The sequence below is a fragment of the Nocardia sp. NPDC051030 genome (assembly GCF_040683015.1).
Lineage (GTDB): Bacteria > Actinomycetota > Actinomycetes > Mycobacteriales > Mycobacteriaceae > Nocardia.
This window is the reverse complement of the sequence record NZ_JBFBCD010000011.1, coordinates 248,474-273,438: the sequence shown is the minus strand read 5'-3', so window position 1 is coordinate 273,438 and position 24,965 is coordinate 248,474. Positions and strand designations below refer to the sequence as shown.

Genomic DNA, 24,965 nt, shown 5'->3' with positions numbered 1-24,965 from the left:
ACTTTTTTAATAAAACATTGTTAAAAAATATTATGGGGGGGGGCCCCTGGGGCGGGCGTTTGGTTTGGGGGGGGGGGCCGGGGGGTTCCCCCGCGCCCCGACGCTCGGTGCGGTACCGCCGGGCTCAGTGACCGGACTCGACGGTCAGGCCCGCCTCGCTCCAATCCTGGATGCCTTCACGGTACTTGCGGACATTGGTGTAGCCCAGGGCTTCCAGCTTGGTGGCCACCTGCTGGCTGTTGCCGCAGGCGGCATTGGAGCAGTAGGTGACGATGGCCGCGGTGCGGTCCGGGAGCAGTTGCGCGGCCCGGGTTTCCACATCGCTTTCGACGAGTTCGAGCGCGCCGGGCAGGTGGGCCTTGGCGTAGTACTCGCCGCCGAGAGCGTCGATCACCGTCACCGTGCCCGCCTTGATCTGCTGCTCGAGTTCATCGCGGGTGATCAGTGCAGTCATGGGATTGCCTTTCTCCGAAATTTGCGTGCGTGCACACGCTACTAGATGCGTGCGCGCGCACGCAAATGGTTACACTGGTCCGATGCCGCACTCCCGCAATGACTCCCCGGCCGCCGCCTGGTCCGCACTGCTGCGGGTGCACGCCCAGGTGGTGCCCGCGCTCGATGCCGACCTGCGCCGCAGCGTCGGCATCCCGCTCGCTTGGTATGACGTGCTGCTGGAACTCGATGGTCTCGATCGGCTGCGCATGAGCGACCTCGGTGAGCGCGTCGTCTTGAGCCGCACCCGAGTGAGCCGACTGGTCACCGAACTCGAATCGCACGGCCTGGTCCGGCGCGAATCCAATCCCGACGACGGGCGTTCGGCATTCGTCGCCATTACCGAGGCCGGGCGGGCGAAGTTCCGCGAGGCCGCGCCGCGATACCTCGCGGGGATCGAGCGAAGGTTCGCCGCGCGGCTCGATCCGGGCGAACTGGCGGCCGTCGCGAGCGCTCTGCGCAAGGTGCTGGGGCCGGAAGAATTACCGTCACCTACGTTCCAATAATGACGTGCAATGTATCACAGATGAGACAGGAGGTCTCGCCTCCGGATAACCGTCAAGACGGTGGTGAGGCGCATGTTTACACTGTTGGATGCCATTTTGCTCGACAAATACGCTCGAGCTGATTCCCGCTTCAGTGCCTTGCTGGGTCGTATCAAGGTCGATACGTTGTGTCTTGTAAACAGAACGTATCGAACGAAAGAGGCAGTCAGACATGATCCCTTTGGGTAGCTCGATCATCGACCTGGGTTCCGCCACCGGCAGCGCGGCCCTCACCGGCATCCTGAACACGCTCTTCACCGGCTCGTTCGGCCGCTAGTCGCAGCCGACACGACCGAAACCGGCCGCGGAACCCCTCTGGGTTCCGCGGCCGATTTTTGCTGTATGTGCTATTCGATTAACCCAGCTGCGCTGCAGTCGGCAGCTATTGGATGTCGTTGACGCAGTAGCCTTCCGAGCCGACGGTCAGGCTGAAAGTCGTTGGCTGCGATACGCCTGAGGAGTTGGTCACCGGGACCGATACTTCGACATCGGAGCGGCTGATCTTTTCCGAGGTCATCTGGGAGGCGGCGAATGCGGTGGTCCCGGTGAGTTTTCCGGGGTTGTTCGCGAGGGTGGAACCGGCGCAGACCAGAGGGTATTTGCCTTCGGTGTCGTTCGCGTTCACCGGTTTGCCGATCCAGCGGGACAGGTAGCGCTGCACCGTGTATCGGGCGTCGGCGTCATTGAAGCCGATGGTGGTTCCGGCCGCGGCGACCCGGGGGCAGGCGTATCCGGAGGTGATCTCGGTGCGCTTGACGCTGACCGTCTGCGCGGGGCCCTTCCAGATGACCGCGAACTGGCCGTCGATACCGGGCTGGGCGAGGGCGGCGAGGATGCCGTCCTGGTCGGCGTACATGTCCCGCGCATTGTCGGGGTCGATGGTCCAGCATTTGCGGACCAGCGCCTCGAGGTCACCGGCGAGCAGGTCGCGCGCCCACGGCTGCAGCGCGGTGGCGGCGTTCGGATTGCCGGGGACCTCGCCGATCGTCACGTTCACGGCCGGGGCCGCACTGGTCGTCGCCGGGACCGGCTGTGCGTTCACGGTCGAACTCGCTTGTGCGGGTGCGGATGTCGTGGCTCGCGGCTTGGGTGAATCCGTGTCGGGGATGCCGACCTGGTCGTCGGTGAGGCCACAGCCGGCCACCAGGGTGCACGCGGCCACGGCGGCCAGCGCACCGGCATTGCGCGCGACGATCTTGATCATGCGCACGACCATAGCGACGAAACCGCCTGCACGACAGTTTCGGAGAGCTCGGCGGGCAATACGCGCCGACGAGGCGGTTTCCCGGGTCTTATGCCGGAGTTCACGCGATGTTGGGGGTGGGGGCGCTGAGGGGCACCCCGTGCCCTGGACGATCAGCGCGTGCGCATAGTTCAGCTGGCTAATTTCTATGGTCCGCGCTCCGGGGGGCTGCGCACCGCACTGCATCATCTCGGCGCGGGGTATGTCGAGGCGGGGCATGAGGTGGTGCTGATCGTGCCTGGTCCACGGCGCGGCGAGGAGATATTGCCATCCGGGGTCGTGCGGATCACGGTGCCCGCTCCGGCGATTCCGTGGACCGGCGGCTATCGGGCGGCTCATCCGCGCCGGGTCGCGGATGTGCTGCGGGGCCTGCGCCCGGATGTGCTCGAGGTGTCGGATCGGTTGACATTGCGTGGCTTCGGACGGTGGGCGCGGCGGCACGATATCGCCGGGGTGATGATCTCCCATGAGCGCCTGGACCGGCTGCTCGGGCAGGTGCTGCCCGGACCGGCCGCGCGCCGGGCCGCCGACGCCGCCAATCGCCGGACTGCGCAGAACTACGACATCGTGGTCTGCACAACAGAATTCGCGCGCGCGGAGTTCCAGCGCATCGATGTGCCGAATGTCGAACTGGTGCCGCTGGGGGTGGACCTGGACATGTTCCGGCCGGACCGCCAGAACCTGCGCCTGCGTACCGATCTGGGGGCCGACGGCTACCCGCTGCTGGTGCACTGTGGCCGGTTGTCGGTGGAGAAGCGGGTGGATCGCAGCATCGAGGCGGTGAGCGCACTGCGCCGCAGCGGGGTCGATGCCCGGCTGGTGGTCGCCGGTGACGGGCCGCGCCGCGAGAACCTGGAGCGGCGGGCGCGCGGCATTCCGCCGCTGCGGGCGGGATTGCCCGCCGTGCACTTCACCGGATTCATCGACGACCGAACCGAATTGGCGACCCTGCTGGCCACGGCGGACGTGTCCCTCGCACCCGGCCCGCACGAGACCTTCGGACTGGCCGCCCTCGAGGCCCTGGCCGCGGGCACCCCGGTGGTGGCCAGTCGATCCTCGGCCCTGGCCGATATCGTCACCGCCGACTGTGGCGCGGTCGCGGCCGATCGTGCCGCGGCCTTCGCCGAGGCCGTCACCGATGTGCTCGCACGTCCCACCGATGCACGCCGTCAGGCCGCGCGTAGCCGAGCCGAGCAATTCACGTGGCCCGCCGCGGTGTCGAGCATGCTGGGGCTGCTGGGCTCGGCGTAAACGACTGCGGCGCAACGGATTGCTGTGGGGGTCCGGTGCGCCGCAGTCACCCGTTGGTCAGTCGCGAGTCGGGTCGGGCTGCCACGGGAGATAATCACGGCCCTCGGTTTCGGCCGCGGTACGTGCCGAATTCAGCTGATACGGGGTGATGCCGCCGGGCTGCCACGGCCCGACCGATCCGGCGGCGACCGCCGTATCGGTCTTGGGCACCAGTCCGATCTCATTGCGCACCACCGTGATCGGACGATCGGCGAGGGTGAACCAGTCCAGGTCGAGGAAGTCGTGGCTGCCCTGGGTGAGCGCCCCGCGCCGCATGGCATCGGCCAGGCGCCCCGCCATGCCCGTCGATTGCAGATGGCCCTCATTGGCTTCGAACAGGCCCGCGCCGGTGCGCAGATACCCCGTCTCGAACAGCGAGATCACCATGGCGAGCAGGCTGAAGGCGCGCGGATCGTCATTGGCGCGCGCCATGAACGCGAACACCTCGATCTCGTTCTCCAGAGTTGTGCCGTAACCGGCCAGCACATGGACCCAATCGTGCTGGGCGAGCAGCGGTGGCGCGGAACCCTCCAGGCCGGGCGTGACGAACCCGCGGTCGCGATAGAAGTCCGCCACCCCGCGCCCGAGCGTGCCGACCGGCAGGTCGCGCAATTGCGCCCAGCGCCCGGCCAATCCGGGGTCATGGGTGACCTCGCCCCACGAGCTGTCCAGTTCCGTGGTGTGCAGCGCGCTGAGCCGACTCACGTCGAGCCCGCCCAGATACCCATTGCGTGCGAAGTCCACCGCCGCCAGATCCACCGCGCCTTCGGCGTAACTCTGCGCCACCGCGATCATGTCGTCGTCCACGCCCAGCGCGTCGGCGAATTCGCGCAGCTTGGTCGCGACCAGCGGCGGCAGCGGCCGCACCACGAGCGCCGAGAGCAGCATGGTCTGCACGATCCGCGACCGGAACACCTGATTACGCCGCGACAGACCCTGCGCGCACTCGGCCGCACTGATCGGCGTCAGCGTCTCGAGCTCCACCCGATGCCCGGTCATCGACAGGAACAGCGCCGGAATCAGCAACTGCTGCAACGGCGTCAGCCCCTCCTCCCCCGCGGCCGCGGCCACCACCCCGCGCGCCAGCAGTTCGACCTCGGCCGCATCGGGCGGAGTGAGCAATACGTCATTCATCTGGGCACCCTCCAGCGCAGCGCATTCCTATCGGATACGGCCATTCTCGACACGAATCACCAACGGTGCGTGCCCGTTTCACTACGGGCTTAAGCTAGCCCCCGTGACTGGCGGCCCGCCATCGGTCATCTGCCCCATTCGAGGCGCCTCGATCCCGGTGCCAGTCGCGGAATCGGGATCTGCGATCGCGCGGGTGATCGGCGGGTCAGTCGAGCAGTGCCGGTGCCAGCTCACGCCACTGGGCGCGCGGGAGCTGCCAGCTGTCCGGGGTGGCGTGCACCATGCCCTCGATGAGCACCGCGACCGCGACGTGATCGGCTCCGGCGTCCAGGTGTTCGTGCACGCGCTTGCGGATGGTGTCCGCATCGCCCCAGGCGACGAGGTAGTCGACCAGGCGGTCGCTGCCGCCATTGCCGAAGTCGTCGGCGGTGAATCCGAGTCGCAGGAGGTTGTTGGTGTAGTTGGGCAGCGCGAGATAGTAGGCGATATTGCCGCGGGCGATGGCGCGCGCCTTGGCCGGGTCGGTTTCCAGAACCACTTTTTGTTCCGGCGCGAGCAGCGGGCCCTCACCGAGGATCTCGCGCGCGGTGGCGGTGTGATCGGGCGTGGTCAGGAACGGGTGCGCGCCCAGGCTGCGCTGTCCGGCCAGGGCCAGCATCTTCGGTCCGAGCGCGGCCAGGATGCGGTTCTCGGTGGGCAGCGCGGCGGCGTCGAGCTGGTCGAGGTAGTCCACGGTCTTGCTGAACGGCTTCTCATAGCGCGTCCCGGAGGTGGGATCCACCGCGGGAGCATGGCTGTTACCGATGCCCAGCAGCGCCCGATTCGGGTGCTGCGCAGCGATTTCCGCGTATCGGGTGGCGAGGGCTCCGGCGGGATTGTTCCAAATATTGACGATGCCGCTGGCGACCGTCATGCGCCGACTGCCGTCCAGCACGGCCGACACCACGTTCAGGTCGCCGCCCTCATTGCCGACCCAGGTGGTGCCGTAGCCGAGTTCATCCAATTCGGCCGCGACCGTGCCGGTGTCCGATCCCGCCTTCGCCCAGACGAAGGACGCCGCCCAGATTCCCACGCGTCCGATGTCGATCGTCATCTCGAGCCTTCTCTCACTGACTGCCGCACGCGGCTAGACTGTTCGTTCAGGATCGAACAATAGCAGAGTGTTCGATGACCATCAAACACTTGGAGGTGTCCGCCCGCCATGCGCACGCTGACCCATACCCACCCGAAGGACGCCTCGCTGCACACCGTGCTCGCGGCACTCGCCGATCCGGTGCGCTTCCAGATCGTGCATGAGCTCGCCGTCGACGAGAACGAACGCGCGTGCGGGACGTTCAATGTGACCGTCGGCAAGGCGACCTTGAGTCATCACTTCGCCGTGCTGCGCGACGCGGGACTCATCGAACAGCGCGATGCGGGGCCGCGCCGGATGAATCGACTGCGCCGCGAAGAGCTCGACGAACGCTTCCCCGGATTGCTCGATCTGATCCTGCGCGAGCCGCGACCCTGACCCGAAGATGCTTCGGTGACACCACTCACAGACTCCTCGATTTCGATGATGTGAGCAATGAACTTACTGCTCAAAGAATTATCTTCAGCAATGTGGCATTGATCTCGCATAATCTTCATACTCACTTCCGAAGCGGCAGCGCGCGCCGAATCCATTCGAGACGATGCTCAGGAGTGTGAAATGAAGATCGGAATCCCCCGCGAGGTCAAGAACCACGAGTACCGGGTCGCCTGCACACCGGCCGGTGTGCACGAACTGGTGGCGCGCGGGCACGAGGCCTATATCGAGACCGGCGCGGGCGTGGGCTCCACCTTCGAGGACACGTCCTACACCTACGCCGGTGCGCGGGTGCTGGGCTCCGCCGACGAGGTCTGGGGCACCGCCGACCTGGTCCTGAAGGTGAAAGAGCCGGTCGCCGAGGAGTATTCGCGCATGCGCTCCGGGCAGGTCCTGTTCACGTACCTGCACCTGGCCGCCTCCAAGGACTGCACCGACGCCCTGCTGAGCTCCGGCATCACCTCGATCGCCTACGAGACGGTCACCGCGCGCGACGGCTCGCTCCCCCTGCTCGCCCCCATGAGCGAGGTCGCCGGACGCCTTGCGCCCCAAGCCGGTTCCTACCACCTGATGCGCAATGGCGGCGGCCGCGGCGTCCTCATGGGCGGCGTTCCCGGCGTGCGCCCCGCCAAGGTCGTCGTCATCGGCGCGGGCGTCTCCGGCCGCAATGCCATCGCCGTCGCCCACGGCATGCACGCCGACGTCACCGTCCTGGACCTGAACATCGCCCGCCTGCGCGAGATCGACGACCTCTACCACGGCCAGGTGCGCACGGTCATGTCCAACAAGCTGGAGCTGGAAAACCTGGTCCGCGAGGCCGATCTCGTCATCGGCGCGGTCCTGGTCCCCGGCGCCAAGGCGCCCACCCTGGTCTCCAATGACCTTGTCGCCCAGATGAAGTCCGGCTCGGTGCTGGTCGATATCGCCATCGACCAGGGCGGCTGCTTCGAAGACTCGCACCCGACCACCCACGCCGACCCGACCTATCGGGTCCACGACTCGATCTTCTACTGCGTGGCCAATATGCCCGGCGCGGTCCCGCACACCTCCACGGTCGCTCTCACCAACGCGACCCTCCCCTACGCCATCGCGTTGGCGGACAAGGGCTGGCGCGCCGCGGTCGACGCCGATCCCGGCCTGGCCGCGGGCCTGAGCACCCACGAGGGCGTCCTGCTCTCCGAATCCGTCGCCGCCGCACACGGTTACGCGGCTCGCAGCCTGGTCGCCTGACACCTGCCCGCACGAGTTCGCACCCCTTCTATTCGGAAGGGGTGCGTTCTGCTTCCGAGGGCCTCAGGCCGTGGGGCGGGCGCTACCGGGACGGACGTGTTCGAAGATGAGGATGGTCTCGGTCGACGCGACCGCCGGGTGGGCGCTCAGGTTTCGCAGGACGAAGTCTCGCAGGCCCGCGGAGTTGGCGGTGGCCACGTGCACCAGGTAGTCGTCCGCGCCTGCGATGAAGTAGACATTTTCTACTTCGGGCAGGGCGGTCATCTGGGAGCCGAATTCGGCCAGGTGCTTACGAGCTTCGGCATGGAGGCGGACCGCGACCATGGCTTGGAGGTCGCGGCCCAGGGCCGCGGGGTCTATGTCGGCATGGAAGCCTCGGATCACGCCTCGTTCGATGAGGGAACGGACCCTGCCCAGGCAGGTGGAGGGGGCTATGCCCGCGGCGGCGGCCAGGGCGTTATTGGTCATGCGGCCGTCGTGGGCCAGCTGGTCCAGCAGGAGACGGTCGATGTCGTCGATCGGGGCGGGGGTTCGCGGTGGTGGGGGTGCGGCCGAAGGAATTTTCGTCACGGTAGGACTGTATCGAATATTGTTCGGCCGATTGTCGAGTCGGATACCATCGTCGCGTGGGTACCTACTGGCACACCGTTACGCCGCCGCCGGCCGCCTGATCGGGCGCATCGGCTGATATTTGTTTCGCGCTCCGGCTGACTCTTTTCGAGGACAGTCCGGATTCGTCGTGCGCCCGTTTCGATTCCTTCCCCCTTCGGAATTCGACGACGGAGTACACGGCTGTGCCGAATCAGACTCTTACCCAATCCCTCTCACCCGCCAAGACCTGGCGGGGGCCCGCACCCATTCTGGTGGCCTCGGTGCTGTGGGGCAGCACGGGCACCGCTGCCTCGTTCGCACCGGACGGGACACCCGCGGCCGCAATCGGATCCGCGGGGCTCGCGCTCGGCGGGTTGCTGCTGTTCGCCTCCACTCGCGGTAATCGGCTCAAATGCACGCGATCCGAGCGGTGGTTGCTGCTGCTCGGCGCGTGTGCGGTCGCGGGATATCCGGTCACGTTCTATCCGGCGGTGGCGCGCAGCGGGGTCGCGGTGGCCACTGTGATCGCCCTGGGGAGTGCACCGGTGTTCGCCGGATTGCTGTCCTGGATCACCGGACACGGGAGGCCGACCGCACGTTGGGTGCTGGCGACCATGGTCGCTGTAACCGGTTGTGCGGTACTAGTTCTCGGTCCTGAGATCAGCGGTGGTGCCAGGCCTGTCGATCTCGTCGGCATTGCGCTCGCGGCGTGTGGCGGGCTCGCCTATGCGGTCTATTCGCTCGTCGGCGGCAAGCTGATCGCCCGGGGGCATGCCTCGGGCACGGTGATGGGCTCCATGTTCGGCATGGCTGCCGTGCTGGTGTTGCCGGTGGTGCTCGGTGCGGGCATCGGCTGGCTGGTGACCCCGCGCGGCGCGGCGGTGGCATTGCATCTGGCGGTGTTCACCACGTTCATCGCTTACACCCTGTTCGGATATGGCTTGCGGCACACCGGTATTGCCACGGCGACCACGCTGACCCTCACCGAATCCGCAGTCGCGGCCGTGCTGGGCGTGGTGGTGGTCGGTGAGCGGCTGCCGCTGATGTCCTGGTGCGGAATGGCGGTGCTGGCGGCGGCGCTGGTCTTGCTCACCGTGCCGACGCGGGAGTGACGCGGCGGCTGGGTGGGTGGCACGAAGGCCCACCCACCCAGCCGATCCGAGGAGAGGTGGCGTCGGGTCCGCTCCCCGGAGTCTGTGCGGCTCAGCGCTTTCGGCCGAGCCATTGTTCGAGCAGCATCAGCCCTTTTCGAGCAGCACCGGATTGGTGCCTTCGAGCTTGGAGTGCGTGCGCGAGTAACCGAAGTAGACGACGAACCCGACCAGCAGCCACGCCACGAACCGCACCCAGGTCTCCCACGGCAGCGACCAGATCAGGTAGATGGAGAATCCGATGCCGACGATCGGGATCACCGGCATGATCGGCATGCGGAATTCGCGGGGTTCCTCGGGCCGGGAGTAGCGCAGCACGATGACCGCGATGCTGACCACGATGAAGGCCATCAGAATGCCGATATTGGTCAGCTCGGCAACGGTATTGATCGGCAGCAGGCCCGCCAGGATCGCGGAACCGACGCCGACGATCCAGGTCACGCGGGTCGGAACCTTGCGTGTGGGATGGGTTTTGGCGAACCAGCCGGGCAGCAGCCCGTCACGGCTCATGGCGTACCAGACGCGGGTCACGGCCAGCATGAAGGCCAGCACCACGGTCGCGATGCCGATGATCGCGCCGATCGCGATGACATTCGCGATATTCGGCATGCCGACGGACTTGAACGCGCTGGAGAAGCCGCTGGTCGGGTTGATATCGCTGTACTTCTGCATACCGGTGAGCACCAGGGTCGCCAGCACATAGAGCACCATGGCGATGCCGAGCGAGTACAGAATCGCCTTGGGCAGATGCTTTTTCGCCTCGACCGACTCCTCGGCCGCGGTACTCATGGCGTCATAGCCGAAGACCGCGAAGAACACCGTCGCCGCACCCGTCCACACCGCGGCCGTGCCGTGCGGGAAGTACGGGTCGTAATTGGCGCTATTGATATGGAAGACGCCCAGCCCGATGATCAGCAGCACCACCGCGACCTTGACCGCGACGAACACCGTCTCGAACCGGCCCACGCTCTTGATTCCGCGCGAGAGCACCCATGCGGTGCCGAGACAGAACAGCATGGCGAACACATCGACCCGATGCCCGTCCCCGGTGCCCGAGGCACCGAGCATCCAGTGCGGCAGGTCTATTCCGACCTGATCGAGCAGGAAGTTGAAGTAGCCCGACACGCCGATGGCGACCACCGCCGCCACGGCCGTGTATTCGAGCAGCAGATCCCAGCCGATGAACCAGCCCGCCAGCTCGCCCATGGACACATACCCGTAGGTGTAGGCCGATCCGGCCTTGGGCACCATGCCCGCGAATTCGGCGTAGCACAGCGCCGCGCACGCGCTGGCCACACCGGCGATGAGGAACGAAATCAGCACCGCGGGCCCGGTGGTCTTATTGGCGACCGATCCGGCCAGCGAGAAGATGCCCGCGCCGATAATGCCGCCCACGCCGATGGCGGTGAGCTGCCAGAGTCCGAGGTGTCTCGCCAACTGCTGATCGGCGGGAGTGCCTTCCTCCAGGTCGGTGATGGGTTTGCGGCGCAATATCTGGCTGCGCAACTCCGCAATGGACATGCGGCATCCTTTCGTTCCTCTGCGTTCCGGCGTCGATGCAGTAACGCAGGTCACACTCGAGCTGGCTCAGCTAATACGACCACGGGTGAGCCTGTGATCGGCTGATTAGTTAAATAAAGTTCAGAAGGTTTGTACGACCGGCCGAAGCGGAGGGCCCAACTCTCGGGACTCTCAGGGGCTCCGCCCCCGAACCCCCTCGAAACCGCGGGGGCTTCGCCCCCACACCCCGGGTGGGAGGAAACCGCTGACGCGGAGTCCCGGGGGCTTCGCCCCCACACCCCCTGAGAGCTCAGGGGGTTCGCCTCCAACCCTGATTTGCTCGGGCGTCCTGCCCCTCATGGCAGGACGCCGGACCCGACTACCGCCGCGCGCCCGGGCGCAGGGAGCGCAGGAAGAAGGCCAGGTTGGCGGGGCGTTCGGCGAGGCGGCGCATGAAGTAGCCGTACCACTGGTCGCCGTAGGGGACGTAGACGCGCAGGTGCTGGCCGTCGGCGACCAGGCGTTGTTGTTCGGCGTCGCGGATGCCGTAGAGCATTTGGAATTCGAAGCGGTCGGGCAGGCGTTCGGCGGCGAGGGCGCTGCGGTGGGCGGCGGCGATCATGGCCGGATCGTGGGTGGCGACCATGGGGTAGCCGTGACCGTGCATGAGGATGTCGAGGCAGCGCAGGTAGGAATTGTCGACCTCGGCGCGGGTTTGGTAGGCGACGGCGGACGGTTCGCGATATGCGCCCTTGCACAGGCGGATTCGTGAGCCCGGGCCCGAGAGGTCGAGGCAGTCGGTTTCGGTGCGGTGCAGGTATGCCTGCAGGACCGTGCCCAGCCAGGGGAAGTCGGCGCGCAGGTCGTGGACGATGCCGAGGGTGGAATCGGTGGTGGTGTGGTCCTCGGCGTCGACGGTGACCCAGATTCCGGCGACCGCGGCGGCGGTGCAGATCTGGTGGGCGTGCTCGCGGGCGATGGCGTCGCCGTCCTTGGGCAGGGACTGGCCCAGCGCGGAGAGTTTGAGTGAAACCTCCAGCGGGCGTATCGATCCCGTGGAGTCGTGCAACTCCCCCAGGGTGCGCAAGAGGTCCAGGTAGTGCGCCACCGTCGCCTGGGCTTGGGAGATATCGGTGGTGTCCTCGCCCAGAAAGTCGATGCTGACGAAGCGGTTCGATTCCAGCAGCGAGCGGGTGGCGGCGGCCGCGTGCGCCTCGGATTCTCCGGCGACGAAGCGGTCCACCAGTTTCCGGGTCGAGGACATGGCGGTGACCTTGCGTTGCACGCGTGGCGAGCGGGACGCGGACAGCAGTGCGGGGCGCAGCACGGTGGTGAACATCAGCGATCCTCCGATTCGATTGCGGCGCTGCCCTGGTGGGGGTACAGGTGCTCGGTCGGCGGGACGAAGGTTTCCTTGATGGTGCGGGCGGAGGTCCAGCGCAGCAGGTTCTGCGGGGATCCGGCCTTGTCATTGGTGCCCGAGGCGCGCGAACCGCCGAAGGGCTGCTGGCCGACCACCGCGCCCGTGGGCTTGTCATTGATGTAGAAGTTCCCGGCGGCGAAGCGCAGCCGCTCGGTGGCGCGGGTGATGGCGGTGCGGTCGTCGGCGATGACCGCACCGGTCAGGCCGTAGGGGGAACCCTTGTCGACCAGGTCCAGGACCTTCTCGAAACCGTCCGGGGTGGCGTCGTCGTAGACGTGCACGGCCAGGATGGGGCCGAAGTATTCGGTGCGGAAGGCCTCATCGGTGGGGTCGTCGCCGAGCAGCACGGTGGGTTCGACGAAGTAGCCGACGCTGTCATCGGCCTTGCCCCCGGCGAGGATGGTGAGGCCGGAGGTGGCCTTGGCGCGGGTGAGCGCCTCGGCATTGCGGTCGAAGGCGCGCTGATCGATCAGCGCCCCACCATAATTCGTGAAATCGCGGACATCGCCGTAGGTGAGCGCCGAGACCTTGTCGATGAAGTCGCCGGACATCTTCTCCCACACCGATTTCGCGACGAACGCGCGGGAGGCGGCCGAGCACTTCTGGCCCTGATAGTCGAACGCGCCGCGAATCAGGGCGGTGGTCAGCACCTGCGGATCGGCCGAGCTGTGCGCGAGGACGAAATCCTTGCCGCCGGTCTCGCCGACCAGGCGCGGGTAGGTGTCGTAGTCGGAGATATTCGTCGCGACCGAGCGCCACAGATGCTGAAAGGTTTTGGTGGAACCGGTGAAATGAATGCCCGCCAGCCGTCGGTCCGCCAGCGCCACATCGGAGATCTTCGGCCCGGGACCGTGCACCAGGTTGATCACGCCGGGCGGCAGTCCCGCGGCTTCGAGCAGTTTCATGGTCCAGTACGCGGCGACCGCCTGGGTCGGTGAGGGCTTCCACAGCACCGTATTGCCCATGAGCGCGGGCGCGGTGGGCAGATTGCCCGCGATGGCGGTGAAATTGAAGGGCGTGATCGCGTAGACGAAGCCTTCGAGGGGGCGGTACTCCACTCGGTTCCACACCCCGGGTGTGGAGATGGGCTGTTCGGCGAGGATGTCGCGGGCGAAGGCCACATTGAAACGCCAGAAGTCGATCAGCTCGCAGGGCGCGTCGATCTCGGCCTGATAGGCGGTCTTGGACTGACCGAGCATGGTTGCGGCGGCAATGGTTTCGCGCCACGGCCCGGACAGCAGATCGGCCGCACGCAGGAATACCGCCGCGCGATCCTCGAAGGACATGGCCCGCCATTCGGGCGCGGCGCTCGCGGCGGCCTCGATGGCGTCGCGCACGTCCTGCGGCCCGGCGTAGGTGAGTGTGCCGAGGACGGCCGAATGCCGGTGCGGCTGCACCACTTCGACGAGGGAACCGGTCCCGCGCCGATGCTTGCCGCCGATGACATGGTGGATCTCGGTCGGCGTTGCCTCGAGTTCGGCCAGTTTTGCTTGCAGCCGAGCCCGTTCCGGGCTCCCCGGCGCGAAGCTGCCGACCGGTTCGTTCACCGGGCGCGGCGGGGTGGTGATGGCGTCCATGCGTCCTCCTATGGACTTGTGGGTCGGGTCACATGTCGATTGGCTCGAAGTCAACTCCGGATCGCGCCGCCGAGATTGAGCCGATCGGCCAAAGTACCTGTGCCGGTGTTGTACGGTCGGCTGAAGCTGGCAGCCGGGTCGGAAAGCGGAGGCGTGACGAATGGCCGCTGAGGATTCGGGAATCGCATTGCGCGAACTATTGGGCGCGCTGGGCAGCACGCTGGTCGAACTCGTGGACGCTCCGGGCGGGGACGGCGTCGCCATTCGCTCGGTGGCGCTGGTGGAGAGCTCGGATCTGGCGCTGGAGCAGGATTCGCGTTCGCCCCTGCCGGATATGTATCTGCATGTGGGGATCGCCGAGTCCGAGGCCGTGCGATGGTTGCGCGAGATCGCCAAGCGTCCGTCGGCGCAGCGCCCGCGCGCGATGCTGTCCAAGACCGCGCTCGAATCCCCCGCCCTGCGCCGGGCCGCGCACCGGGCCGGGGTCGCGGTGGTGGCGGTGCATCCGCAGGCGCGCTGGGATCACGTCTATCCGCTGACCCAGCGCATGCTCGATCGCTCGCGGCGGGCGTGGGAGGGCGAGGATCAGGAGCTGCTCACCACCGATACCGACCTGTTCGGCCTGGCCCGGATCGTGGCGCAGAACGCGGGCGGCATGGTGAGCATCGAGGATCCGCAATCGCATGTGCTGGCCTATTCGGCCTCCAATGAGGCCGCCGATCGGCTGCGCATTCAGTCGATTCTCGGTCGCGAAGGGCCGCGCGAATATCTGCGAGTCCTCCAGCAGTGGGGCGTATTCGACCGATTACGCCAGACCGACGAGGTCATCGATCTGCCGCCGCATGAGGATCTGGATATCAAACATCGTCTGGTGGTGAGCATTCGACGCCCCGGCGAGGGAAGCCATCCCACCTCGACGGTGCTCGGCTCGATCTGGCTGCAAGAGGGTGACCGGCCGTTCAAACCCGCTGCGGCGGAAGTGCTTCGGGGTGCGGCGGCCATTGCCGCACGCATCATCTCCCGTAATCTCGACGCGCCCTCCACCGAAGCGCTGGTGATTCAACGCCTGTTCGGCGCGCGCGGGGGCGGAGTGGACGTGCCGTCCCTGGCCAGCGCTCTCAATATCCCCATGACCGGCCCGGCGGCGGTGATCGGGTTCGCGCTCACCGCCGATTCCCCCGGCAATCAACAGTATTCGGCGCTCGGAAGCACAATGCGCCTGCACGCCAGCGCTTTCCGCCGCGATTCCCTGGCTACCGTGATCGGTGACCGCGCCTATGTGCTGCTCCCCCGCTATCAGTCCGCCCGGGCGGTGACCGCGTGGACCCGCCAGCTGGTCGAGCAGCTCGAATCGACCCGCTCGCTACGGCTGCGTGCCGCCATTGCCATCCCCGTCGCCGACCTCACCGAGGTCGCCCGCGCCCGCGTCGAAGTCGACCGTGTCCTGGACAGCACCGCCGCCACCTATCCCCGGGGCCGGGTCACCACCCTCGCCGAATCCCGGACCGCGGTCCTGCTCGGGGAGATTCTCGACCTGCTCGGTGCGCGGCCGGAACTCCAGGATCCGCGCCTCACCGCGCTCCTCGGCTACGACCGGGACCATTCCGCCGACCTCGGGGCCAGCGTCGAAACCTATCTCCACCGGCACGGGGATGTCCGTGCCGCCGCCGAGGCGCTGCGGATCCATCCCAATACGCTGCGCTACCGCATCCGCCGGGTCGAGCACATCACCGGCATCGACCTCGCCGATCCCGCCGACCGGCTGCTGCTCGAGCTCCAGCTCGCGCTCCGTCGCCGCACCGAGAGCCACGCCGACGAACCGGCCCACCTCGGGTGAATCGACGGATTCGAGTCTGGGGCGCTTGACTTCGCCGAGGGATTCGAGCTCGGCGCGCAGGGCCGCGACCTCGGCGGCCAGCTTGTCGCGCAGTAGTTCACGCTCTCGCAGGCTGGCGCGCAGGCTTTCGATGGTGTCGTCCATGGCGGCCAGGTCCACGTCGGCCCCGCGTAGTCGCCAGCGGATGACGGCTCGGCGGTCCACGTCATAGCTGGCGTTCTCGACCCATTCGACGACGTATTCGAGCCAGTCGGGCTGCTTGGGCATGGGGGTGGAATCCCAGCCCTTACGCGCTGCGGCCTTGAGGGCCAGGACTCGTTCGCCGCCCTGTTCTTCGGTGGGGGCGGTCATTTGCACGAGGCTGAGTTTTCCCGCGCTGGTCACCACGGCCAGGAGTCGATAGCGACCGGCGAGGTGCATGCGCAGTTCCGCGGTGCCGCGGCCGTCGGCGTCCATGGTGCCGAGCCACGGGCCGTCGGCGGAGTCGATAATGGACTCCAGCACGCCGAGCTGCCCGATGCCGCGTCCGAGTCGCGTCGCCCGCCTGCGTAGGTCGTCAGTCGTGGCGGTCATCTGATCCCAGTGCATCGCACTCCTGCTTCCTCGTCGACCGGCTCCCAGGCCCGGGAGCATGAACGAACATATCGCGCCGACGCATGATTCTCCGTATGTCCTCGCAGCGGCTGGTCATTTTCTGGACACGGCGCGAAATCCAGCGGTTGAACAACCAGTGAATAGACATTGGGGCGCGGCCCGGCCGTGCGCGGACGCCTGACACTGAAGCGGTGAGCTCCGAGGTTATTGTTCTCCTGATCGTGATATTCACCGCATTGGCTTTCGATTTCACCAACGGCTTTCACGACACCGCGAATGCGATGGCCACGTCTATCGCCACCGGCGCACTGACTCCCCGTGTGGCAGTAGCGCTTTCGGCCGTGCTGAATCTTGTCGGCGCATTCCTGTCCGTCGAAGTGGCCAAGACCGTCTCCGGTGGGCTGCTCAGTATCGGGAACGTTCACCATATGGCCCTGCTGCACATAGTGTTCGCGGGTTTGGTGGGCGGGATCCTGTGGAATCTTTTCACCTGGCTCTTCGGTATTCCGTCGAGTTCCTCCCATGCCTTGTTCGGTGGTCTGATCGGTGCGGCGCTGGCCGCGCTGGGGACCAGTGGCGTCCTCTGGACCGGGGATCAGAAGACGGGGGTGATCAACAAGATCATCGTTCCGGCGGTGCTGGCACCGTTCGTCGCGGCCCTGGTCGCGGGGCTGGGCACCTACCTGGTGTACCGGCTGACCCGCCGGGCCCGGCCGGACAAGGTGCAGACCGGTTTTCGCTGGGGCCAGATCGGTTCGGCCTCGCTGGTCTCGCTCGCGCACGGCACCAATGACGCGCAGAAGACCATGGGCGTCATCTTCATGGCGCTCGTCGCGCACGGCACCTTCCAAGGCACCGAGGACATTCCGTTGTGGGTCAAGGTCTGTTGCGCGCTGGCGATTGCCGCGGGCACGTACCTGGGCGGGTGGCGCATCATCCGCACCCTCGGCAAGGGCCTGGTCGAGATCGACTCGCCGCAAGGCTTCGCGGCCGAGACCTCGTCGGCCGCCATCATTCTCACCTCGGCGCAGTTCGGCCTGCCGCTCTCGACCACGCAGACCGCGACCGGGTCGATTCTCGGCACCGGACTCGGCAAGCCGGGTGCGGAGGTCCGCTGGGGCGTCATGGGCCGCATGGCCACCGCGTGGCTGTTCACCCTGCCCCTTGCCGGGTTGGTGGGCGCATTGTGCTGGTGGATCGCGGATCTCGCGGGCGGGCTGCTCGGCGTGCTGATCGACTTCTCGGTCCTGGTGGCCCTGTCCGCGTACATGTATCTGCGGTCGCGGCGCAGCCCGGTCGACACCAGCAATGTGAATGCCGAATGGGACGAGGGCGGGCTGACCCCGCCGAGCGCCCGCACCAAGACCGGCGCGTCGGCTTGAGGAGGCCCCTGCCATGCATACCTTCACCGCCCTCGTGAAATCTCTCGCCGAGGTCATGGCGATCGCCCTCGTCCTGGGCGTGGGAGTGCCGCTGATCTTCGCGATCGGCATCCGGTTCTGGTCCATGGAACCCGCGACGGCCGACGGGCGAGCGGTCACCACGCGTTACTCGGTGCCGCAACTCGTCGCCTACCTGTGCTTCGCGGTCGTGGCGATTGTCGTCGGGGTCGGAATCCTCTATGTCGCCAGGGATTTCATCAGCCACACTTTCGACATCCAGTTGCTGGGCGCGAAACCCAAGAAGAAGTGAGCCATGACGACGAACCGCTCGATACTTGCCACGATCCTGCACTGGTTGCGCGCGGGGTATCCGCACGGTGTCCCGCGTGAGGACTATGTGGCGCTGTTCGCGGTCCTGCACCGCAGGCTCACCGACCAGGAGGTCATGGAGATCTTCGAAGAACTCGTCGCGGCCGACACCGACGGGGTGGTGGAACGCGGCGAGATCGAGGCGGCGATCGCCGCTCTCGCGCATGAGAAGGCGGGCGAGGACGATGTGAACCGGGTCGCCGCGCGCCTGGCCTCCGGCGGCTGGCCGCTCGCCCATCCCTCCGATATCTGAAACCCGAACTCACACAAGGGAACCCCGTATCGATGGCGCTATCGGATTTCCTCGGCAAGGTGGTCGAGTGGTTGCGGGCCGGGTACCCGCAGGGCGTGCCGGACACCGACTATGTCCCGCTCGTCGCACTCCTGGCGCGGCGGCTCTCCGAGGACGACGTGCGGCAGATTGCCGCCGCACTGGTCCAACAGGGGTCGCTGCCCGCGGACAAGGCCGATGTCGGAGTGATCATCACCCAGTTGACCGACGAGATGCCCCGCGAAGCCGACCTGGCCCGCGTGCGGGCGCAACTGCGCGCGGGCGGATGGCCGATCGATGACAGCTGGCCCGGGCACGACGGCCAATAGTGCGGCGTGCGCGTGTCGAATCGGGCCGGTAGGTGTGGATTCGGTGGCCTGTCCTGGGCAGGACGGTGAGTAGGCCGGGCGTTCGTGTCGAAGGCGCGGACTGAGTCGAATTCGGTCAGGTCGAGTGGGAGCGATGCGCGGTGCTCGCCTCCCAGCAGTGATCCCGCCGGGCGGTAGCCCACACCCGGGGGCCAGGAATCAGGCCGGGTAGGTGTGGATTTCGGTGGCCTTGAGCGACGCCCACAGGCGTGCGCCGGGGTGTAGACGCAAGTCGGCCACCGCGGCCGTCGTGATGTCCGCCGAGACCGGGGGTAGGCCGTCCAGGCGGACGCGGGTGGTGTTGGCGTACTGCTCGAGGCCGATGACGGTGACGGGCCAGGTGTTTCGGGGGCTGCCATCGGGCCGGTCCGCGTGCAAGCTGACCGCGGTGGGCGGGAAGGCCGCGTACACCGGGCCGGTGGCGGGGTCGGAGACGGTGAGCACGCCACCGTCCTCGAGGGTGACGTGGGTGCCGTCGGCCTTGCCGCGATACAGGTTGAGGCCCACCAGGTTCGCGACATAGTCCGAGCGGGGGCGACGGGCGATCTCGGCGGGCGGCCCCTGTTGGACGACCTTGCCGTTCTCGAGAATGATCAGGCGATCGGCCAGCACCATCGCATCGAGCGGGTCGTGGGTGACAAGCACGGTGTGGCCGGTGTAATCGCGCAGATGATGGGCGAGGTCGGCGCGCACCTGGAGCCGGGTGCCCGCGTCCAGGGCCGACAAGGGTTCATCGAGCAGCAGCAGTTGCGGCTCGGTGGCCAGCGCGCGGGCGAGCGCGACACGCTGGGCTTGGCCGCCGGAGAGCTGGCGGGGGCGGTCATTCGCGAAGTCGGACAGGCCGACTCGGTCCAGCCAGTGCGCGGCGCGGGCGCGGGCGGCCGGGCGGCGCTCGCCACGCGCACGCAGGCCGAAGGCGACATTGTCGAGCGCGGACAGGTGCGCGAAGAGCAGATAATCCTGGAACACGACCCCGGCCGAACGGCGCTCGGGCGGCAGGAATACCGAAGGGGGTGCGTCCCACGTGGTTTCACCGAGCCGGATGGTGCCCTCGGTCAACGGCGTGAGACCCGCGAGCGCCCGCAATGCGGTGGTCTTGCCCGCCCCATTCGGGCCGAGCAGCGCGATCACCTCGCCCGGCGCGGAGGTGAAGTCGAGGTCGAGCGCGAATCGTCCACGGTCGATCCGCAATTCGGCGTGCAGCGTCACACCGCACCTCGAATCCAGCGCTCCCGCAGGGCCACCAACACCACCACCGAGACCAGCAGCAACACCAGGCTGAGCACGATCGCGGCATCCGGATCGGTTTCCAGTGCGAGATACACGGCCAGCGGCATCGTCGTGGTCCTACCGGGGAAATTACCCGCGAAGGTGATGGTCGCGCCGAACTCCCCCAGCGCGCGAGCCCAGCACAACACCGACCCCGCAACGACTCCCGGCAATACCGAAGGCAACGTGACCCGCCGGAAGGTATACCAACGCGAGGCACCCAGCGTCGACGCCGCCTCCTCGAATCGCGGATCCGCCGCGCGCAACGCCCCCTCGACCGAGATCACCAGAAACGGCATGGCCACGAAAGCCTCAGCCACCACCACCCCCGCAGTAGTGAACGGCAGCGAAACCCCGAACCATTCATACAAATGCCGCCCCACCAGCCCCCGCCGCCCGAGCACCAGCAGCAGCGCCACACCACCCACCACCGGCGGCAACACCAGCGGCACCGTCACCAACGCCCGAATCAATCCGCGCCCAGGCAATTCCGCCCGCGCCAGCAACCACGCCAGCGGAATCCCCAGCACCAGACAAATAACCGTCGCCGACGTGGCGCACACCAGCGAAAGCCGCAGCGCCTGACCGACTTCGGCACTGAACAGCCGATCCGGCAGCGTCTCCCAGGGTGCCCGCGTGAGCAGCCCGATCAGCGGCCCGACCAGAAAAATCAGGCCGCCGATCGCGGGGACCATGAGAATGAGCGGCCGCCGCCCACGAACCGCACGCCGCCGGGCGAAGCCCGCACTCCTACGGCCACCCCGGCGCACTGCACCGAGCGAGCCTGCAGGCATGACCTCACGCGACTTCCCCGCTGTGCGCTGAGCATCGGGAGAAGGTTCGGTCTCCTGTGAGCCACCCACGGCGCGTTGAGCTTCGAGTGCGGGGCTGCTTCCGCGCGGGGAATCGGTCCGCTGCCCGGTCCCTACTGGGATATTGGGCAGCGGGCTGTCGTCCCCGCGCGGTAGGTCATTCACGCCGCGTCGAATCCTGCCTGGGTGAAGACGGTCTTGGCCTGGTCGGACTTGATGAAGTCGACGAAAGCGGTCGCCGCGGCGGCATTGGGGGCCTTGGCGAGCGGGGCGATCGGGTAGTCGTTGACGGCCTTGGCGGACTCGGGGAACTCGATGCCCTCGACCTTGTCGCCCGCGGCCTTCACATCGGTCTTGTAGACCAGCGCGGCGTCGACCTCGCCGAGGGTCACCTTGGTGAGCACGGCCTTGACGTCCTGCTCGCGGGTGTCGGGCTGCGGGGTGATTCCGGCGGTCTCGAAGACCGTCTTGGCCGCGGCGCCACAGGGCACCTGCTCGGCGCACAGCGCGATCTTGGGTTCGGCCTTGCCGAAGTCCGCCAGGCCGGTGACGTGTCCCGGATTACCCTTGGGGACAGCGATTTCCAGGCGGTTGTGCACGAAAGTGGCGGGGCTGCCGGTGATATCGCCCGCGTCCACGACCTGCTGCATATTCTTGGGTGCGGCGGAGGCGAAGACGTCGGCGGGGGCGCCCTGTTTGATCTGTTCTGCCAGTGCGGAACTCGCGCCGAAGCTGTAGACCACCTTGACGCCCGGATGCGCGGCCTCGAACTGCTTGCCGAGCATGGTGAATGTCTCGGTGAGCGAGGCGGCGGCGAAGACCGTCACCGTGCCGGAGAGCTTGTCGCCCGCCGGGGCGGACTTGGCGTCATCGGAGCCACAGCCCGCGACCGAGACCGCGACCAGTGCGGCGGCGCCCACGCTCAGCGCGCGAATCATTCTCATTCTCATCAACTTTCCGGTACCTCGACCACTACATGGGTGGACTTGACGGACGCGACGGCAATGCTGCCGACCTCGAGCCCGAGCTCATCGACCGATTCCCGGCTCAGCAGCGAGACCAGCCGGAACGGCCCGGCCTGCATCTCCACCTGTGCCATCACGGTGTCCTTGACGATCCGCGTCACGATCCCGCGCATGCGATTGCGCGCGGACGCGGCCACTGTCACGCCGGGTTCGGGAGTTTCGGCCGTGGCCCGCAAAAACTCGGCCACCTCCCGCCCGCTGACACCCTTGCGCCCGTTCTCGAGCTGGATCGCGGTCAAGCGGCCCTGGTCGATCCAGCGCCGCACCGTGTCATCGCTGACCCCCATGAGCGCGGCCACCTCACTGATCCGCAGATTCGTCACAGCGAGGAGCATATTGCCCGATCTGCGGACCGCAAACCCCGAAGTCTCCGAAAACGCCGAACCACACGATCCGCGATCCTGGACGATCCTCCACACCGGCGGCGACGAGGCTGTCCTCCGAAGTCTGTCGGACCCCCCGCCTACTATCGAAAGTTTGTTCGACTCGAGGTAAATTTCCCGCCATGCCGGAACCGTCCCGCCTCGAATGGGCGCACACGAACCTCGATCAGGTGCGCAGACAACTCCTCGACGCCGCCGCGTGGGGCAAGTACCTCACGCCCGATCAGTTGGAGCATGCGGCGGGCAAGATCGCCGCCGGGCTACGGGTGTACCGCGAGCAGGTCGGCGATGCGCAGCCCGGTAAGCAGCCGGATACGCGGCCGGTGTGCCCGGACCCTCGGCGCTATCGGAGCCGGTGAGGCAGGACCACGGTCTGCTGGTCATTTCACGGAGGTGAGCCAGTGGCCGTATCCATGTTCGGTTCCCTGCTGGGCCAGTGCGTCGAGCGCAGCGAGGACACGTGGGTTGGCGAACCGTGTCCAGGCGACGGTGGCAATGATGATTGCCCCGACGATGGGCATGTCGAGGCCGCCGACGTAGGGGGATTTCAACGCGAGGAGTGCGGAGACGAGTACGCAGTACGACCCGACTGCCAGGGTGAACCAGGACAGTGCGAGTCCGCTGCGGCGGCGGGTGCGTTCATCGATGATCGATCGGTTCCAGCGAATCGCCTCCTCCGCCGTCGTCAACGCAGGCAATTGCCGTGCATGCAAGGCGTCGTAGAACTCGCGCATCCGCTCACGACCACCGTAACGTCGGCGCTCCTGCACCACGGCGATCACGAAAACCGGTGTGCAGCAGGCCGCAAAAAAAACTTCGAACCAACTGAATCCGGTCACCGCCATGTATCCCCACAGCCCCGCCCATACGGCCGGGAGAACAACCCACAACGGGGCGAAGCGCAGCTCTCGCAGTCGCTCCATCGGCACATCCATTCCGGTAGTTAACCAGTAACTTGACCTGCCCACTCGTCCACAAATCGAAGCTGGCTGTTTGCTGCGAGAAGATCCGCGTCGTCAGCTATTTCGGAGCCCCTTATCGGAAGGTGGTTTTCGTGGCATTGATGGCATCCATGTGCAACCGGCCCACGTCATCTGCTTCGAACAACCACGCTGATCTGATGCGGTAACTCGGGTAACTCCTCCTCACCGTGCAACTGGAAGTGGTGGTGCGGGCAGGAGGTGGATTTCGGGGGTTAGCACGATGGGCAGGGGTGCGTGGGTTTCCTACTGTGAATTTCCGACGGGTGTGGTGTCGTGGGAAGGGATCAGGTGAGGACGAAAAGGGTTCGGCTGTGGGTTGTTTCGGTGGTTGCCGCCGCAGTGGGTGTGTGTGCGGTGGCCGCAGAGGGGGCGACCGGGGCGGGACCGGCCGCCTCGGAAACGGGTGATCTGAGCCGATTCACGCAGCAGCGCCTGGACTGGCAGCCGTGCCATGAGGACACGCTGGATAAGGCGGGTGCGCAGTGCGCCGATGTGACGGTGCCGTTGAATTACGCGGATCCAAGGGGGCGCAGCATCACTGTCGCGATCTCACGAGTAGCGGCTGCGGACCCGTCTCATCGGCGCGGGATCATGCTGTCCAACCCGGGTGGACCCGGCGGGGTGGGGCTGGCGTTCACGGTGAATCTGAATCTGGGACTTCCCGATTATCCGTGGAGCCAATATGACCTGATCGGGATGGATCCGCGCGGTATCGGCCGGTCGACGCCGGTCGACTGCAAGTGGCCGGTCGGAACCTATGGGCAGTCGGCGGGTGTGGGGCTCACCGGATTCGAGGAATCCGTGGCGGCGCAAGCTGATTTGGCCGCGCGGTGTCAGGCCGAGGCGGGAGATTTGTTGCCGTACATCACCACTCGCAATACCGCCCGCGATATGGATGTGATCCGCGCGGTTCTCGGCGAGGACCGGATCAACTATTTCGGCCTCTCCTACGGCACGTATCTGGGATCGGTCTTCACGCAGATGTTCCCCGAGCGCAGCGATCGGATCGTGCTGGACAGCGCCGTCGATCCCGAACGCTGGGCCATCGGCACCTTCGCCGATATGGGCGCGGCCGATGAGGCCGTGCTCGACGCCTGGGCCGACTGGACCGCAGCCCGCGACAGCGAATACCACCTCGGCGCAACCCTTTCCGAAGTTCGGGCAGTCGTCACCAACCTGATCGAGCAGGCGGCGCGGCACCCCATCCGGATCGGCACCTACGACCTCGACGACCACTGGCTGCCCACGGTGGTGTTCGACAATCTCGGCCCCCGCTCCTTCGAAACGCTCGCCACCATGATCCGCCAACTCGCCGACGCAGCCGCCGGTGTGCCCGTACAACCCGGCCCGAATCTCGAAGCCGAACTGAGCCATCTACTCAATGCGACGCCGACCGACGAATTCGACGATGCGGGAGCCGCCGTGCGCTGCGGTGATGTCTCGGAATCCCGCGACCCATCCTCGTATTGGCGCGCCATCGAGACCGCCCGCGCCACCCAACCAATATTCGGCCCACTAGCCAACAACATCTCCCCCTGCGCATTCTGGCTCCCGCCCACCGAACCGCCTACCGCCGTCCACAATTCGGTCCCCGCCCTGATCCTGCAAGCCACCGGCGACCCACTGACCGCGTATCAGCAAGGAGTAGGCCTACACCGAGCCATGACCGCCTCCCGGCTGCTCACCCTCCAAGACGTAATCGTGCACGGCGTCGTCACCATCCCCAGCACCTGCGTAACGCAAACCGTCAACGCCTACCTCCGAAACGGAACCCTCCCATCCACCGACCTCACCTGCCACGCGGACTGACTCCGCCCAAATATTCCTGGCTGACATAGCGTTTCGTGCCCGTCACAAGAACCACCTCCGTAAGTTCGTAGCCGCTCGATCAGGGAGAGTTCGAGGCTGTATAGCGCCACTGAGGGGTGA

At 66.8% G+C, this 24,965-nt stretch carries 25 protein-coding genes; 12 read left to right on the top strand and 13 right to left on the bottom strand.

All coding sequences use genetic code 11. From position 1 onward, the window contains the following. Positions 1–124: 124 nt before the first annotated feature. Positions 125–454 carry a rhodanese-like domain-containing protein gene (locus AB0N05_RS33645; RefSeq protein ID WP_364701463.1) on the bottom strand — a complete coding sequence of 110 codons (330 nt, stop codon included), beginning with the start codon at positions 452–454 and terminating at the stop codon, positions 125–127. An 82-nt stretch (positions 455–536) separates the two neighbouring features. Here AB0N05_RS33645 and AB0N05_RS33640 point away from each other — a divergent pair, with 82 nt between their 5' ends. After that, on the top strand, positions 537–998 hold the full coding sequence (locus tag AB0N05_RS33640) for a MarR family transcriptional regulator (RefSeq protein WP_364701461.1): 462 nt from the start codon (positions 537–539) through the stop codon (positions 996–998). A gap of 421 nt (positions 999–1,419) precedes the next feature. Here the strand turns inward: AB0N05_RS33640 and AB0N05_RS33635 are convergent, their stop codons facing one another. Beyond that, a complete protein-coding gene (locus AB0N05_RS33635; RefSeq protein WP_364701459.1) occupies positions 1,420–2,241 on the bottom strand; it encodes a hypothetical protein in 822 nt (273 codons plus the stop codon). Positions 2,242–2,400: 159 nt separating this feature from the next. Here AB0N05_RS33635 and AB0N05_RS33630 point away from each other — a divergent pair, with 159 nt between their 5' ends. Then, a complete protein-coding gene (locus AB0N05_RS33630) occupies positions 2,401–3,531 on the top strand; it encodes a glycosyltransferase (protein WP_364701457.1) in 1,131 nt (376 codons plus the stop codon). A 57-nt stretch (positions 3,532–3,588) separates the two neighbouring features. Here the strand turns inward: AB0N05_RS33630 and AB0N05_RS33625 are convergent, their stop codons facing one another. Both AB0N05_RS33625 and AB0N05_RS33620 read right to left on the bottom strand, forming a co-directional pair. Beyond that, the gene (locus AB0N05_RS33625) at positions 3,589–4,704 is read right to left on the bottom strand and encodes a hypothetical protein (protein WP_364701455.1); all 1,116 of its coding nucleotides are present in this window, start codon (positions 4,702–4,704) and stop codon (positions 3,589–3,591) included. A gap of 205 nt (positions 4,705–4,909) precedes the next feature. Then, entirely contained in the window at positions 4,910–5,797 is an 888-nt protein-coding gene (locus tag AB0N05_RS33620; RefSeq protein ID WP_364701453.1) for an LLM class F420-dependent oxidoreductase, read from the bottom strand. Between the two features lie 108 nt (positions 5,798–5,905). Between AB0N05_RS33620 and AB0N05_RS33615 the strand changes: the two genes are divergently transcribed. Both AB0N05_RS33615 and ald read left to right on the top strand, forming a co-directional pair. Continuing rightward, positions 5,906–6,214 (top strand): helix-turn-helix domain-containing protein, encoded by a 309-nt coding sequence (locus AB0N05_RS33615; RefSeq protein ID WP_364701451.1) that lies wholly within the window; start codon positions 5,906–5,908, stop codon positions 6,212–6,214. A 180-nt stretch (positions 6,215–6,394) separates the two neighbouring features. Further along, entirely contained in the window at positions 6,395–7,501 is a 1,107-nt protein-coding gene (gene ald / locus AB0N05_RS33610) for an alanine dehydrogenase (RefSeq protein ID WP_364701449.1), read from the top strand. Positions 7,502–7,564: 63 nt separating this feature from the next. On the opposite strand, the gene AB0N05_RS33605 is transcribed toward ald, so the two are convergent. Continuing rightward, positions 7,565–8,071, bottom strand: a complete 507-nt coding sequence (locus AB0N05_RS33605; RefSeq protein ID WP_364701448.1) for an Lrp/AsnC family transcriptional regulator — start codon at positions 8,069–8,071, stop codon at positions 7,565–7,567. 224 nt (positions 8,072–8,295) lie between these two features. Here AB0N05_RS33605 and AB0N05_RS33600 point away from each other — a divergent pair, with 224 nt between their 5' ends. Further along, a complete protein-coding gene (locus AB0N05_RS33600; protein WP_364701447.1) occupies positions 8,296–9,204 on the top strand; it encodes an EamA family transporter in 909 nt (302 codons plus the stop codon). Between the two features lie 126 nt (positions 9,205–9,330). On the opposite strand, the gene AB0N05_RS33595 is transcribed toward AB0N05_RS33600, so the two are convergent. The 3 genes from AB0N05_RS33595 to pruA form a co-directional block, all read right to left on the bottom strand. Further along, on the bottom strand, positions 9,331–10,764 hold the full coding sequence (locus AB0N05_RS33595; RefSeq protein ID WP_364701445.1) for an amino acid permease: 1,434 nt from the start codon (positions 10,762–10,764) through the stop codon (positions 9,331–9,333). A 358-nt stretch (positions 10,765–11,122) separates the two neighbouring features. Then, the gene (locus AB0N05_RS33590; protein WP_364701443.1) at positions 11,123–12,082 is read right to left on the bottom strand and encodes a proline dehydrogenase family protein; all 960 of its coding nucleotides are present in this window, start codon (positions 12,080–12,082) and stop codon (positions 11,123–11,125) included. Beyond that, positions 12,082–13,743 carry an L-glutamate gamma-semialdehyde dehydrogenase gene (gene pruA, locus AB0N05_RS33585; protein ID WP_364701441.1) on the bottom strand — a complete coding sequence of 554 codons (1,662 nt, stop codon included), beginning with the start codon at positions 13,741–13,743 and terminating at the stop codon, positions 12,082–12,084. The genes AB0N05_RS33590 and pruA overlap by 1 nt, the downstream gene beginning before the upstream one ends. Positions 13,744–13,903: 160 nt before the next feature. Here pruA and AB0N05_RS33580 point away from each other — a divergent pair, with 160 nt between their 5' ends. The 5 genes from AB0N05_RS33580 (at position 13,904) to AB0N05_RS33560 (ending at position 18,525) form a co-directional block, all read left to right on the top strand. Then, positions 13,904–15,580, top strand: a complete 1,677-nt coding sequence (locus AB0N05_RS33580) for a helix-turn-helix domain-containing protein (RefSeq protein WP_364701439.1) — start codon at positions 13,904–13,906, stop codon at positions 15,578–15,580. A gap of 785 nt (positions 15,581–16,365) precedes the next feature. Further along, positions 16,366–17,556, top strand: a complete 1,191-nt coding sequence (locus tag AB0N05_RS33575) for an inorganic phosphate transporter (RefSeq protein ID WP_364701437.1) — start codon at positions 16,366–16,368, stop codon at positions 17,554–17,556. Positions 17,557–17,569: 13 nt separating this feature from the next. Beyond that, positions 17,570–17,866, top strand: coding sequence for a hypothetical protein (locus tag AB0N05_RS33570; RefSeq protein ID WP_364701435.1), 297 nt, complete (start codon positions 17,570–17,572; stop codon positions 17,864–17,866). 3 nt (positions 17,867–17,869) lie between these two features. Continuing rightward, on the top strand, positions 17,870–18,178 hold the full coding sequence (locus AB0N05_RS33565; RefSeq protein WP_364701433.1) for a DUF3349 domain-containing protein: 309 nt from the start codon (positions 17,870–17,872) through the stop codon (positions 18,176–18,178). Between the two features lie 32 nt (positions 18,179–18,210). Next, positions 18,211–18,525: a DUF3349 domain-containing protein gene (locus tag AB0N05_RS33560; protein WP_364701431.1), complete on the top strand. Its 315-nt coding sequence runs from the start codon at positions 18,211–18,213 to the stop codon at positions 18,523–18,525. Between the two features lie 198 nt (positions 18,526–18,723). Here AB0N05_RS33560 and AB0N05_RS33555 read toward each other — a convergent pair whose 3' ends face one another. The 4 genes from AB0N05_RS33555 to AB0N05_RS33540 all read right to left on the bottom strand — a co-directional run bounded on the left by AB0N05_RS33555 (position 18,724) and on the right by AB0N05_RS33540 (position 21,993). Continuing rightward, a complete protein-coding gene (locus AB0N05_RS33555) occupies positions 18,724–19,773 on the bottom strand; it encodes an ABC transporter ATP-binding protein (RefSeq protein WP_364701429.1) in 1,050 nt (349 codons plus the stop codon). Then, positions 19,770–20,528, bottom strand: coding sequence for a molybdate ABC transporter permease subunit (gene modB / locus AB0N05_RS33550; protein ID WP_364701695.1), 759 nt, complete (start codon positions 20,526–20,528; stop codon positions 19,770–19,772). Before modB ends, AB0N05_RS33555 begins: the two co-directional genes overlap by 4 nt. 278 nt (positions 20,529–20,806) lie before the next feature. Beyond that, complete coding sequence (modA, locus tag AB0N05_RS33545) at positions 20,807–21,589, bottom strand: molybdate ABC transporter substrate-binding protein (RefSeq protein WP_364701427.1); 783 nt, start codon at positions 21,587–21,589, stop codon at positions 20,807–20,809. Between the two features lie 5 nt (positions 21,590–21,594). After that, positions 21,595–21,993 carry a helix-turn-helix transcriptional regulator gene (locus AB0N05_RS33540; protein WP_364701425.1) on the bottom strand — a complete coding sequence of 133 codons (399 nt, stop codon included), beginning with the start codon at positions 21,991–21,993 and terminating at the stop codon, positions 21,595–21,597. Between the two features lie 182 nt (positions 21,994–22,175). Between AB0N05_RS33540 and AB0N05_RS33535 the strand changes: the two genes are divergently transcribed. Next, complete coding sequence (locus AB0N05_RS33535; protein WP_364701423.1) at positions 22,176–22,412, top strand: DUF6374 family protein; 237 nt, start codon at positions 22,176–22,178, stop codon at positions 22,410–22,412. A 21-nt stretch (positions 22,413–22,433) separates the two neighbouring features. Here AB0N05_RS33535 and AB0N05_RS33530 read toward each other — a convergent pair whose 3' ends face one another. After that, positions 22,434–22,976 carry a hypothetical protein gene (locus AB0N05_RS33530; RefSeq protein WP_364701421.1) on the bottom strand — a complete coding sequence of 181 codons (543 nt, stop codon included), beginning with the start codon at positions 22,974–22,976 and terminating at the stop codon, positions 22,434–22,436. A gap of 384 nt (positions 22,977–23,360) precedes the next feature. On the opposite strand from AB0N05_RS33530, the gene AB0N05_RS33525 reads away from it, so the two are divergent. Beyond that, a complete protein-coding gene (locus tag AB0N05_RS33525; protein ID WP_364701419.1) occupies positions 23,361–24,845 on the top strand; it encodes an alpha/beta hydrolase in 1,485 nt (494 codons plus the stop codon). Positions 24,846–24,965: the final 120 nt, after the last annotated feature.